Source organism: Dialister sp. UBA1703 (assembly GCA_002320515.1).
Taxonomy (GTDB): Bacteria; Bacillota; Negativicutes; order Veillonellales; family Dialisteraceae; genus Dialister.
On the sequence record DCJJ01000164.1, the window covers coordinates 28,759 to 41,947 of the forward strand.

A 13,189-nucleotide genomic window follows, 5' to 3' on the forward strand; every position below is an offset into this window, starting at 1 on the left:
GCATTGCATAAAAATTCAAGAATAAAAGCAAACAATGATTTAATCAGCGCTTCCCTAAAGGCGCCCACCACAACCCTCGCAGCTATCACCCCTCACGCCCGCCAAGGCGTGTCCTATCACATATGCCCGTGAAGCACATACCGCTTGGTGAAGTAATTCCATATCATCACAATGGCCGAAGCGATAACCTTGGCAAACATGTACCATATGCCTATGATGTCGATGAAGAACCACATGACAGCCTGGTTGATGCCAAGGCCCATAATGGATGTGAGGGCGAAGAGCACCATCTGTCTGCCGGTCTGCTGTTTTGCATGGAAAACCACATACACGCAGAGGATGTAATTCACCACCAGGGACACCGTAAAAGCAATGGGCGCCGACACCAGCGGATGGAAGCCGCCGTATTCGGTAAGGGTAAAGAGGAGCACATATTCCAGAAGGAAACAGCCTCCGCCCACCACCAGGAAGCGGAATACCTCCCAGAACCGTTCTGTGGAGGGAAAAAATCGACGAATCAGAGAATCAAACATGGTATACCTTTCTTACAACAATGGGACGTCTCCCCTTTTCCTTATTTTTTTAAGCATCATCCGGATGATATTCATCTGGATTTCAAAGTTCTTCCTGCTGCTTTTCACTTCCGTATCCAGCATGAGGCCGATGCCCAGAAACACCACTGCCGCCATCATGAAGAAGCCGGAAGTTACCAGGGTCGGCAGCTTGGGCACCAGACCGGTGATGACATACTCATGGAACACAGGAAGGAAAAGGGCCAGGGAAATCAAAGCCAAAAGGACGGCGGCTGCCGTAAAGAAACGGAGGGGCCTGTAATCTTTATAGAGCATGAAAATGGTCTTCAGCACTTTGGCCCCGTCCCGGAAGGTATGGAGCTTGCTCACGCTCCCTGCCGGACGGTCACGGTAGGATACGGGCACATTGGCCAGAAGAAGATTCTTGTCCAGGGCATGGATGGTCATTTCCGTTTCGATTTCAAAGCCCTTGGACAGGATGGGGAAAGTCTTCACAAACATAGGTGAAAAGGCACGGTACCCTGTCATCACATCCTTGATTTCAAGGCTGCTTTCTCCCCAGAACATATTGATACAGCGGCGCACCAGCATGTTGCCGGAATTATGGAAAGGCCGCTTGTTTTCCTCAAAATAGGTGGAAGAAAGGCGGTCGCCGATGACCATATCCGCCTTTCCCTCCAGAATGAGATTCACCATGGTCCTGGCGTTTTCCGCAGGATAGGTGTCGTCTCCGTCCACCATGACATAGCAGTCCGCATCAATGTCGCGGAACATGGAGCGGATCACATTGCCCTTTCCCTGCCGGTACTCATGGCGCACCACCGCCCCCGCCCTTTCTGCCAGATCCGCCGTGCGGTCGGTGGAATTATTATCATATACGTAAATCACCGCTTCCGGAAGCACCCGCTTGAAATCGGCAACCACCTTTTCAATGGTCAGCCCCTCATTCCAGCAGGGAATCAATACGGCAATCCTGTCCATGGTTTACTCTCCTTTCACTCGTACTGATTATTGTACTCCATTCCCGCTGTAAAATACAGATGGTAAAAGGCCGCTCTGCGGCCCCGGTTCAGAGGGTGACTTCAATTATTGTCCCACCGCCTGCGGGGGCAGGTGGTGCCGCAGGCACCAAAGGAGGACGGCCCTTCGGGCGATGAATAGATATGCCGCTGTGTCACTTCCTTTGCCCCCGGATGGTACAATAAGAAGAAAAGTCTGTTTCGTGAAGGAGGAAATTATGAATATTGTCATTGCGCCGCCTATCAGAAAGAAGTATGAAAAGGATATTTCATCCCTTTTTCCGGAGGCTTCTCTTTTCTATCTGGAGGACATGGATGAGGAAAAGCGGAAGGAAGCACTGGAAAAAGCGGATGTGGTGCTTTCCAGAAATATTACAGGCGACATCCGGAAGGAGGAACTTCCGCTTCTTGCCAAACCTGCCATGGTGCAGACCACCAGAACCGGCGTGGATCACTTGGATTTCAGAACCCTTCCGAAGGGTATCCGCCTTTATTGCAACGCCGGCGGCTGGGCCAGGGGCATTGCGGAATCCGCCTGCGGCATGATCATCGCCCTGAACCGCTGCCTCCGTGAGCAGCTCTATGACCTGCAGAGGGGAGAGTTCCATATTCTTGGGTATCACCAGAAGCTCCTTTCCGAAGAGACCGTGCTCATCGCCGGCTTCGGCGGCATCGGACAGGCGGTGGCGGAGGTGCTCCATCCCTTCCACTGCCGGCTCACTGCCATTTCCCGCCACCTGCCGAAGTCCCCACTTCTTGCCAAAGCCTACACAATGGATGATCTAGAAGAGGCGGTGAAGGAAGCGGACGTGCTGGTGCTGGCCCTTCCCTTCTCAAAGGAAACGGAGGGCATCATCAGCAGCCACATCCTTTCCCTTATGAAAGAAGACAGCATGGTGGTGGACGTAGCCAGGGCCCGGCTCATTGACCGAAAAGCCCTGCTGGACAAGGTGAAAAATAATCCCCGTTTCCATGTGGCCATGGATGTGTGGTGGGAGGAAAATGAAGCCTATCCCAAGGATGGAGACCCCCTCCTTGCCTACCCCAATGTGCTTGGCAGCGCCCATAATGCGGAAATGAGCAGCACCGCCCACAGGGAGGCCCTCATGAACGCCCTCCGCAATATCCGCGCCTTTCTGGATGGAAAGCCGGTGAAGGGAAAGGTGCACAGAGAGGAATATGAACGGGAAATTTGAGGTTTGAGGTTTGAGGTTTGAGGTTTGAGGTTTGAGGTTTGAGGTTTGAGGTTTGAGGTTTGAGGTTTGAGGTTTGAGTCAATTAAAAAACAGGTCATCCCAGGGGATAACCTGTTTTTTGATTTGAAATTTTATTTCATGCGTCCTGCCATACTTCTTCCGCCACCTGAGCAACCAGGCGGATTTTGGCCCACTGTTCTTCTTCCGTAAGGATATTTCCTTCCTCTGTGGAAGCGAAGCCGCACTGAGGGCTGAGGCAGAGGTTTTCCAAAGGTACATAAGCCGCTGCTTCCCGGATTCTTGCTTTCAGGTCTTCCGGATTTTCCAGGGCTGCAGTCTTGCTGGTAACGAGGCCCAGCACTACCCTCTGGCCGTTGATGAAGCGGAGGGGCTTGAAATCACCGGCCCTGTGGCTGTCGTATTCCAGGAAGAAGCCGTCCACATGGCAGGAGCCGAAGAGGATTTCCGCCACCGGCTCGTAACCGCCGGAGGAGAACCAGGTGGAGCGGAAGTTGCCCCGGCAGATATGCATGGTAATGGTCATGTCCTTCGGCTTGGCGCTGAGGATTGCATTCAGCACTTCCACATATTTTCTCTTGATATGCTCCAGATCCAGTCCCCTTGCCCGGTAAGCATCGGTCTTCTCTTTAGAGCAGAATTCGCCCCAGGAGGTATCGTCGAACTGCAGGTACCGGCAGCCTTCATCGTAGAAGGCCTCCACTGCCTTCCGGTAGGTGCGGATAATGTGGTCAAAAAGGACATCTTCCTTTCCCTCATACATATCCGGCAGCAGGGGATTCTCCTCCCTCACGCAGGTCATGAGGTGAAGCATGGAGGGGGAAGGAATGGTCATCTTCGCCACATGGCCCTCATCCTCCAGGGATTTCAGGAAACGGAAATGGGAAAGGAAGGGATGATTTTTGGGGAAATCGAGCTTTCCTGTAATGCGGAAGGTGGTAGCCTTGGGCTGCTTCCCTTCAAAATGGACAGACCAGGCCTTTGCCGCCACCTGCTCACAGCCGGTGAGGGCGGCCAGGAAATCGAGATGCCAGAAGGCGCGGCGGAATTCGCCGTCCGTGAAATCATGGAGTCCGTTTTTCTTCTCTTCCTCCACCAGACGGCGGATTTCCCGATCTTCCACTGCCCGAAGCTCTTCGGCGGAAATCTTTCCTTCTTCCAAGGCAGCCCGGGCCTCCTTCAGCGCCTCAGGTCTTAAAAAGCTGCCTACAATATCCTTGCGAAATGGTATTCTCTGTGTCATATATGCCTCCTGTAACAGGTTTCATGAACCTCTTCATTGCTGATGGGTCTATCCTACCACAGGAAGGGCTATATGCGTTAATACAGGAAAATCATGGGTAGATATAGCTTTAGGCTATAACAGAAAGGGGGCGCTTTCGCGTCCCGGGGGGCAGAGGGTTCAGAAGGGTTCTGAGGGGCGCGGCTTTCGCCGCGGATTATGGCCTCCTGACGGCGGCAGATTGTGTAGAAGGGTTGTGGATAGCCGCATCAGCGGCAATGATTTATAACGCCGCCGAAGACGGCATGGGATGTGGAGTCATATTCCCGCCTGACAAGGTCATTCTGAGCCGTAGGCGAAGAATCTCGGTACCTGCCGATATTGACTCATATGTGGGCGGGAAGTCTGACGTCTGATCGTCTGTTGTCTGTCGTCTCCCAGCATTCGGGAATACAGCCCAGCGCGCAGCGGTAAGCGGACATCGGAAAGCTGCTTACTGTCCCACTGTCCCACTGTCCCACTGTCCCACTGTCCCACTAGTTCACCAACCCACTAATTTCCACAGGAATCCCGTTTTCCATGCAGTAAGTATAGACACTGCTGTCTTTTTCGCATTTCACGGTAACCGGCGTATTCCTGAATACGTCTTTTCCTATACGGCGGAGACTGGAAGGGAGGGTAATGGCTTTGAGGTTCGGACAGCAGGCGAAGGCTTCGTCTTCCAGGCTCTGCAGCTGATTTCCCAGTTCCACATAGGTCAGCGCCTTCGCGCCTTTGAAGGCGCCCTCCCACACTTCCTTTACCTTTTCGCCGTAGAAGGCGATGAGTTCGGAGGAGGCAAAGGCATATTCGCCGATGTATTCAATATCTCTGCCGCCGTTTACGTAGAGAAGTGTGGCGTGATTATAGGTATCGGTGCAGATGTAATTGTTGAAGGTCATGGTCCAGGGGTAGATGAGGATATGCCGTTTTCCGTCGGCCGATGTATATGCCGGACGGCGGGGATCTGCCATGATGGCACGGGCCATGGCCTCACGGTCATAGTCTCCGTTCTTTTCCGCCTGGACTCTGATGAAATAAATTCTTTCGCCATTGTCCTCTTTTTCCCTTCCCCTGCTGTCCACCGGAATGCCCCGGATGCTACTGGTAGAAGGAGCGGTGCGCTTGAAATCATCCATGAACCCGCCCTGGCTGTAATATTTGGAATTGTCGTAAATGTGCCAGTGATCTTTGGCCCGGCTCTTCCGTACGATCTGCCGGGCTTCCGCTTTCCTCACGAGAGGCGATTTTTCTCCCTTGCGGAAATAGGGAATGTGATTTTCCCGGCAGTAAGTCTCCCAGCTGCTTCCCGGAAGGCAGCAGATAATCATGTCGTCCCCTTCAAAGACTCCCTTCCCGATATGGCATTCCATCTGGAGAAGCTCCATGAAATGAAGTTCCCGGCAGTGGGCAAAGGCATAGTCTCCCACGGAAGAAAGGGTAGAGGGCAGCTCTGCATGGGCAAAGTAAAGAAGGCCCTCAAAGGCATGGGCCCCGATGGCTTCCAGCCCTTCGTCCGCCTTCATCTGGCAGATGGTGGACTTTTGGAAACAGGATTCCCCGATTTCCTTTATATCCCCCTTCAGATGGATATAGCAGACAGGCGCATTGCGGAAAGCACCGCTGTCCAGTTTTGTTATGGGAACTGTATCTTCCGGAATGTGGATGACCTCGGGGAAGCGGTCATCATCCTCATCGCACACTTTGGAAATATCCGGAAGGAGATGCCTGAATTCCACCGGAAGGCTTGGGCGCTTCTTGCCGGAAATGATGTCCTCGGCCTTCTCCTTCGTCAAAATGGTGGTATATCTGCCCGGAAGATTTCCTGCTTTCATAGATTCATAGGCCCTGCCGCCGAGGGGAATGTCCAGCCGCACGGAGGATTCCCGGTCTTCATCATCTTCCACCGCAGTTTCAGGCGAAAGCTTCACCACCGTCTCTCCCTCAGCCGCAGAAAGGGGATACACCGATACAGAGGAAGGGATGGACAGTACCTTCAAAGAAGGCAGCCTGTAAAAAGCATGCCTGCCGATGGTTCTAAGGCTCTTTGGCAGTCTGATTTCCTTAAGGTTCCTGCAGTAGCAGAAGGCGTAGTCGGAAAGGGCCGTCACCCCTTCCGGGAGCGTAATGGATTCATCGTCCCGGTGATAGAAATAGAAGGAGGGAATGGCGCCATCTTCTCCCATATTCCGGGATTGTCCCTTTTGAATGACTATTTCTTCTGTTTCCTTCTTTAATTCATCCATAAGGTCATAGGGAAATCTTGTTTCCACGCCTTCCATGGCCGCAGCAATATCTCCTGCCTTTGGAAGAAGTTCCCGGTCCATGATCTCATCAAGCGCCGTCCCCCCTTCCTTTATCCGCTGCAAGAGGGAAGGCAGCGGAAGGCCCCTCTGTTTTTCATAGGATGAAAGCACTGCCATGGAAAGTTCATACTTCACCTTTTCCAATGCTCCCCCAAGGCCGAAGGCCTCGGCAATACGGTCAGCGGTACCCTTTTGATCCCTGCCAAAGGCATAGAAAAGCTTATAGGAAAGCATGCTGCAGGGATTATGGGCCAGGGCATAAGCAGCCCCATCCTTTCGGCGGCCCTTCTCCAGCTCTCCGTTTTGGATGGCAGAAAGAATCCTCTCCGGCACTCTCACGTCCTTCTTGTCCGGCGGCAGCAGGTTCAGCCGGTCCGCTGCATCCATCACCAGGCATCCCGCTGCTCTTTGATAGGCATTCATAAAGGACTTCATGAGGTCCTCTGATTGAAAAAGTTTCTCCAGCTCCTGCCTTTCCTGGATGTTTGTAAAGGCATTGCCTATGGCATTGAAGAGACTGTGGCCGGCGCCAATGACCAGATTGGCAATGCCGGCGGTAATCATGCCTTCAATGGCGCCGCCGATGCCGAAGCCGCCGCCCATAATGCGGCCTCTATACTCCCTGCGGAGTTCCCTGTATTTTCTGGCCGCCTCGGCGCTGCCTGTAATCCGGCCCACCTTTTCCAGAAGGAATTCGATGAAGTCCTGCCAGGCATCCAGCGCAGAAGGGGCTCCTTCCTTCGTATCCCGGGTCATAAAGTTTTGAAATTCCAAACCGTAAATGCCGCGGCCCATGAGGAGGGACGATTCCTTTTTCAAGAGGCTTCCAAAGAGCTCCTTCACCGCCTTTTCATCGGAAACAAATTGAAGAAGCCCCTTCACATCACCTTCGCCCAGGTAAATACGCTTGAGTTCTGCCGGAGTTTTTGCTTCAGCCATCATAACCTTAAACAGACGGAAAAATCCCACCTGCCGCTCATCGTATTCAAAATGGCAGCCGTCCATGTCAAAAGCATAGACTCCCCTTTCTCCGTCATGGAAAGGACGGAGCGATTCACTGTCGTCATGGGGAGAGCAGAAAATAGGATAGATTTTTTCTTCCTTCTTCTCATCTACCTTCTTCAAGAGATCATCCAAAGAAGGCTCCTCTTCCGATGAGCCCCTTCCTTCGGAAGAAATCACCGGCGTCCCGCAGTGGGGGCAGAATTTCGAACCATTAGGCAGCGGTTTTCCGCAGTTCATGCAAAACATGGCAATCCTCCTATTCAATCAAAGGTTTCTTGTATTTTATTGTACTACGCAAGGCAGGGTATGTCACATGATAGACCGGGAATATATCTTCACTCTCCTCCCCACCAAAAAAGACCTCCCCCAGGGGGAAGTCTTTTTTTTAGTGCCTATCAGGCCTTTGCCTTTTTCGCTTTCACTGCGTGAGGTTCATTTCTCTGGCTGTGAAGGTGTTCATGCCAGGTGACCCAGATACTGGATGCCACGCAGATGGAGGAATAGGCGCCGGAGATGAAGCCGATGAGCATGACCAGGGCGAAGTTCTTTGTCGTATCCCCGCCGAAGAAGTAAAGGGATGCTACGCAGAAGAGGGTGGTGGTCAATGTATAGAGGGAACGGCGGATGGTCTGGTGAATGGAGTCATTGGCCAGAGTGGCAAAGCTGTCGGTCCTTCTGTGGGTGTGAAGATTTTCACGGATACGGTCGAAAATAACGACCGATTCATTCATGGAGTAGCCAAGAACCGTAAGGATGGCGGCCAGGAAGGAGGCGTCCACTTCCAGATGGAAGAAGGCAAAGACTCCCAGTACCATGAGGATATCATGGCAGATGGCCACAATGGTGGAGATGGCGATTCTATGTTCAAAGCGGATGGACATGTAGAGAATCATGGCACCGAAGGAAATGAGCACGTTCAGCAGGGTGCTTTTGGTTACTTCAGAACCGATGACGGCACCTACGGTTTCGATACGCTTCACGTCGCCGCTGCCTACTTTATCCTTCACATGACCTACCACGGTCTGTGCCTCTTCAGAGGACAGGTTTCTGGTACGGATGATCACATCATTGCTGGTTTCATCGGACATATTGCCGGAAAGCTGGATGGTGGCTGTCTGGAGCCCGTCTTCTCGAAGTCCGTCACGTACTTCCTCTACGGTGACGTTCTTGTCAAAGCCCAGTTCCAGAATGGTGCCGCCGGTGAAGTCAATGCCCCAGTTGAATCGGAACAGGATGATGGAAATGATGGAGAGGATGATCATGATTCCCGAGAAGGTGAACCAGATCTTCTTATGGCCGATAAAATCGAAATTCTTAAACATTATCTGTCATACCCCCTTTTCCCGCCGAACCACCAGGGATTATGAATCCAGCTGGCATCGATAAGGAGCATGAGGAGGGTACGGCTCACCGTAATGGCGGTGAACATGGACACTGCCACGCCAAGGCCCAGGGAGAAGGCGAAGCCTTTCACTGTGGCACTGCCCAGGAAGAAGAGGATGCAGGAGGTAATGATGACGGTCATGTTCGCATCAAAAATGGTGACGAAGGCCCGCTTGAAACCGGCCTGCACAGCCAGGCGAAGGATTTTCCCCGCCGCAATTTCTTCCTTGAATCGTTCAAATATGAGCACATTGGCATCCACCGCCATACCTACAGACAGGATAACGCCGGCAATACTTGGAAGGGTCAAGGTGGCATGGAGCACATTCAGCACGCCCAGAAGGATGAGCACATACACCAGAAGGGCGGTGTCCGCTACAAAGCCGGCCATGCGGTAAACCGCCAGCATGAAGAGTACCACCAGGGAAATACCGATGGTAAAGGCTACCACGGACTTATCCTTGGAGTCCTGGCCCAGGGAGGGGCCTACGGTTCTCACTTCCAGCACCGATACCTTCACCGGAAGGGCACCGCTTCGAAGGAGGATGGCCAGATCCTTGGCTTCTTCCAGGGTCCGCTGGCCGGTAATGACGGCAGAGCCGCCGGTAATGGCTTCATTCACCACGGGGTTCGTCAGGAGTTCGCCATCCAGGTAGATGCCGATGTGACGGCCGATGTTGGCGGCGGTGAGGTCGCCGAATTTTTTGCCCCCTTCATCGGTGAACTGGAGAGCCACCAGAGGCTGCTTGTTCTGACCCATTTCTTCCTTGGCGTTCTTCAGGTCTTCCCCGGTGAGCTTCACATTGCCCTCTTCATCCTTGAATTCAAGGACGGCAGTCTTGCCGATGGTTTCGATGGCTTTCTGGGGATCCCTTTCGCCGGGGAGTTCGATAATGATACGGTTGGCCCCTTCCCGCTGGATAATCGGTTCAGTGAGGCCCATTTCATTGACACGCTTCTGCATGATATTGATGACCTGGGTAATGGCTTCCGGGGTCACCTTGTTCTGGGGCGTATCTTCCGCCTGCATGACGATATGAGTGCCGCCCTGCAGGTCAAGACCCTGGCGGATATGGCCTGCCAGCGGTCCTACGGCAGCAGCGAAGACGCCGATAATGGCGAGCATCACCACCCAGAACCGGACAAGAGCTCCCTTTCTCAGGGGGCTTTTCCTTTTCGTTTCCAAAACTTCAACCTCTTTTCGTTACAATGATACCTTTATCGGTAACGATTTTTGCAATCCTCTCGTCAAAGGGCTCGGAAGGAATGGCTTCTGCCACCTGGAAATCCCAGAGGGCAGCAATTCTTTTTTCAAAGGGTACGTGCACAAGGTAGCGGTCGTAGTAACCGGCGCCCATGCCCAGACGGTTTCCTTCCCTGTCGCAGGCCACGCCGGGCACCAGCACCAGGTCCAGCTTTTCCGGAGAGACGGTGTCATAGCCCTTGGGCAAGTCCCGAAGCCCCAGGGGGCCGCGTACGAAATGATCCATATCCAGGAGCCTTCCCGCTTCCATCTGCCTTTCCGGGAGGCAGACCGGCACATACACTTCCTTCCCGTCGGAAAGGGCGCGGGCAATGAGGCCGTCCAGATTGGACTCCCCTTTCATGGCAAGGAAAGCCATGATGCGCTTTGCCTTCTTGTATTCCGGAAGAGTGAGTATCCATGAGGTGAGGCTTTCTGCTTTCTTCACTGCCTCATCATCAGAAAGAGCCCGCCGTAAGGCGAGCATCTTCCGGCGGATTTCCCTTTTCACTTCCGAAGAGGAAATATCCGTCTCTCTCATTTCTTTACCTCAGCTTTGGACTTTTCATCCTTTGCGGCATCCTTGTCATCCACTTCAACAACTTCTTCGATGACTTCCGTGCCTGCATCCTTCGGATCGTCCACTTCCACTACTTCTTCCACCACCTGGGTTTCCGGTTCATCCTTTTTGGACTTCTTGTCTTCCGGAATGACTTCGGATTCTGGGGCTTCGCCTACTGCCGGCTTGCCTTCAAAGTGCTGGACAGCGGATTTCTCAACCTTAATGACTACCTTCGGAGCGATTTCCAGTTCCACGTACTTGTCGCGGAGAACTTTGATGGTGCCATGGACACCGCCGGAGGTCACCACCTTATCACCCTTCTTCAGGGCCATGAGGAAACGGCCTCTTTCCACTTTCATCTTCTGGGTAGGACGATACATGAAGAAATACATGATTGCCACCAGAATCAGGAAAGGCCATACCAGGCTCAGAATGTGCATTGCTTGTTCCACTTATAACTTCACCTCCAACGAACGTATAGAATCATTTTAGCATAAAACAGAGGGGATGTCTTTATCTTTTATAGTTCGCCATGAAATTTTCGCGGAATTCCGTGAAATTTCCGTCAATAATGGCCTGTCTCATATCCCGCATGAACTGGAGCAGGAAATAGAGATTGTGGATGGTCACCAGGCGGAAAGCCAGGAGTTCTTCCGACTTATACAGGTGCCGGATATAGGCGCGGCTGTAATGGGTGCAGGTGTAGCACTGGCAGCCCTCTTCCAGAGGGGCCCAGTCCTTTTCATATTTTTTGTTCTTCATGTTCATGCGGCCTGTGTGCACCATGGCCATGCCGTTTCTGGCCACCCTGGTGGGGAAGACGCAGTCAAACATGTCCACACCCCGGGCCACCCCTTCCACCAGGCAGTCCGGCGTGCCTACGCCCATGAGGTAGCGGGCTTTATTGACCGGCAGGAACTGGGTGGTGTATTCCAGGATGTCATACATGAGGTCATGGGGCTCTCCCACCGACAGGCCGCCGATGGCCATGCCGTCGAAGGGCATGGCGGAGATTTCCTCGGCGCTCCGGCGGCGGAGCTCCTTGTACATGCCTCCCTGCACGATGCCGAACATGCCCCGGTCCTTTCTTGTATGGGCTTTGATGCACCGCTCCGCCCAGCGGGTGGTGCGGGCGGTGGAATGGTCGGCATAGTCATAGTCCGCGGGATAGGGAATGCATTCATCAAAGGCCATGGCAATGTCACTTCCCAGATCTTCCTGGGCATGGATGGACACCTCCGGCGAGAGGAACTGCTTCGACCCGTCCAGGAAAGAACGGAAATGGACGCCCTCTTCCGTAATCTTCCGCATGGCCCCCAGGCTGAATACCTGGAAACCGCCGGAATCGGTGAGGATGCCCTTGGGCCAGTTCATGAAATCATGAAGGCCGCCGGCTTCCCGGATAAGCTCCGTCCCCGGACGAAGGAAGAGATGGTAGGTGTTGGACAGGATGATCTGGGCCCCCATATCCTCCAGCTCCTCCGGCGTCACTGTCTTTACCGTGGCCTGGGTGCCTACAGGCATAAACATAGGGGTCTTGAAGGTGCCGTGGGGCGTATGGAGGAGGCCTGCTCTGGCACCGGTCTTCTTATCTTCCGCAATGAGTTCGTAGTTGATAACCATAGGATTTCCTTATCTGATAAACATGGCGTCACCGAAGGAGAAGAAACGGTATTTCTGCTTCACCGCTTCCTCATAAGCTGCCAGGATATGCTCCCTTCCTGCAAAGGATGCCATCATCATAATGAGGGTGGATTCGGGCAGGTGGAAATTGGTGACGATAGCGTCCACCATATGCCACTGGTAACCCGGGTAAATGTAAAGCTGGGTCCAGCCGCTGCCTGCTTCCAGAGTGCCGCTCTGCCCGGCGGACTCCAGGGTACGGACGGAGGTGGTGCCTACGGCAATAATGCGTCGGCCTTCACTTCTGGCCTTATTGATTTCATCGGCCACGTCCTGGTTCACCGTGTACCATTCCTTGTGCATTTCATGGTCTTCGATATTTTCTTCATTCACCGGACGGAAGGTGCCGATGCCTACGTGAAGGGTGACAAAGAGAAGCTCCGCCCCCTTCTTCTTCATTTCCTCCATCAGCTCGGGGGTGAAATGGAGGCCTGCCGTAGGAGCTGCGGCGGAACCCTTGTACTTGGCGTACACCGTCTGGTATTCATCCTTGTTATCCAGCTTCTTGTGGATGTAAGGCGGCGTAGGCATTTCTCCCAGCTGGTCAAGAAGGCTGTCGAAATTGCCGTCGTAGTGGAATTCCACCACCCGGCCGCCGAATTCCGTCTTGTCCAGTACCTTGCACCAGCAGTTGTCCGAAAATTCGATTTCTACTCCCGGAAGGGCTTTCTTCCCCGGGTTTACCAGCACTTCCCACACATCATTGCCCTTGGGCGTGAGAAGAAGCATTTCCACCTTGCCGCCGGTTTCCCGTTTCTTCCCGTACAACCGGGCAGGGATAACCTTGGTGTTGTTAAATACGAATACATCTCCCGGGCGGATTTCGTCCAGAATATCCCGGAAATGATGGTGCTCCCAGGCGCCGGTTTTCTTGTCCAGCATCATCAGCCGGCAGGAATCGCGCGGTTCCGCCGGTTCCTGGGCAATAAGCTCCTTGGGAAGGTCATAGTTGAATTCTTCAAGTTTCATTGTTACTTTCT

At 53.2% G+C, this 13,189-nt stretch carries 11 protein-coding genes; 1 reads left to right on the forward strand and 10 read right to left on the reverse strand.

From position 1 onward, the window contains the following. Nucleotides 1–116 precede the first annotated feature (116 nt). Together B2Y11_RS07735 and B2Y11_RS07740 are read right to left on the reverse strand one after the other, a co-directional pair. Nucleotides 117–533, reverse strand: coding sequence for a GtrA family protein (locus tag B2Y11_RS07735; protein ID WP_291057886.1), 417 nt, complete (start codon nt 531–533; stop codon nt 117–119). A gap of 12 nt (nt 534–545) precedes the next feature. Next, complete coding sequence (locus tag B2Y11_RS07740; protein WP_291057887.1) at nt 546–1,514, reverse strand: glycosyltransferase family 2 protein; 969 nt, start codon at nt 1,512–1,514, stop codon at nt 546–548. Nucleotides 1,515–1,770: 256 nt separating this feature from the next. Here B2Y11_RS07740 and B2Y11_RS07745 point away from each other — a divergent pair, with 256 nt between their 5' ends. Continuing rightward, entirely contained in the window at nt 1,771–2,748 is a 978-nt protein-coding gene (locus B2Y11_RS07745; protein WP_291057888.1) for an NAD(P)-dependent oxidoreductase, read from the forward strand. Between the two features lie 136 nt (nt 2,749–2,884). Here the strand turns inward: B2Y11_RS07745 and B2Y11_RS07750 are convergent, their stop codons facing one another. The 8 genes from B2Y11_RS07750 to queA all read right to left on the reverse strand — a co-directional run bounded on the left by B2Y11_RS07750 (nt 2,885) and on the right by queA (nt 13,178). After that, complete coding sequence (locus B2Y11_RS07750) at nt 2,885–4,009, reverse strand: 5-methyltetrahydropteroyltriglutamate--homocysteine S-methyltransferase (protein WP_291057889.1); 1,125 nt, start codon at nt 4,007–4,009, stop codon at nt 2,885–2,887. 515 nt (nt 4,010–4,524) lie between these two features. Next, entirely contained in the window at nt 4,525–7,584 is a 3,060-nt protein-coding gene (locus B2Y11_RS07755; RefSeq protein WP_291057890.1) for a leucine-rich repeat protein, read from the reverse strand. Nucleotides 7,585–7,733: 149 nt separating this feature from the next. Further along, a complete protein-coding gene (gene secF, locus B2Y11_RS07760) occupies nt 7,734–8,660 on the reverse strand; it encodes a protein translocase subunit SecF (RefSeq protein WP_291057891.1) in 927 nt (308 codons plus the stop codon). Further along, entirely contained in the window at nt 8,660–9,883 is a 1,224-nt protein-coding gene (gene secD / locus B2Y11_RS07765) for a protein translocase subunit SecD (RefSeq protein ID WP_291057970.1), read from the reverse strand. The genes secF and secD overlap by 1 nt, the downstream gene beginning before the upstream one ends. Nucleotides 9,884–9,911: 28 nt before the next feature. After that, nucleotides 9,912–10,505: a 5-formyltetrahydrofolate cyclo-ligase gene (locus B2Y11_RS07770; RefSeq protein ID WP_291057892.1), complete on the reverse strand. Its 594-nt coding sequence runs from the start codon at nt 10,503–10,505 to the stop codon at nt 9,912–9,914. Next, nucleotides 10,502–10,978: a preprotein translocase subunit YajC gene (gene yajC, locus B2Y11_RS07775; protein ID WP_291057893.1), complete on the reverse strand. Its 477-nt coding sequence runs from the start codon at nt 10,976–10,978 to the stop codon at nt 10,502–10,504. Before yajC ends, B2Y11_RS07770 begins: the two co-directional genes overlap by 4 nt. Before the next feature lie 61 nt (nt 10,979–11,039). Next, nucleotides 11,040–12,149, reverse strand: a complete 1,110-nt coding sequence (gene tgt, locus B2Y11_RS07780) for a tRNA guanosine(34) transglycosylase Tgt (protein ID WP_291057894.1) — start codon at nt 12,147–12,149, stop codon at nt 11,040–11,042. 9 nt (nt 12,150–12,158) lie between these two features. Further along, nucleotides 12,159–13,178, reverse strand: a complete 1,020-nt coding sequence (queA, locus tag B2Y11_RS07785; RefSeq protein ID WP_291057895.1) for a tRNA preQ1(34) S-adenosylmethionine ribosyltransferase-isomerase QueA — start codon at nt 13,176–13,178, stop codon at nt 12,159–12,161. Nucleotides 13,179–13,189 lie beyond the last annotated feature (11 nt).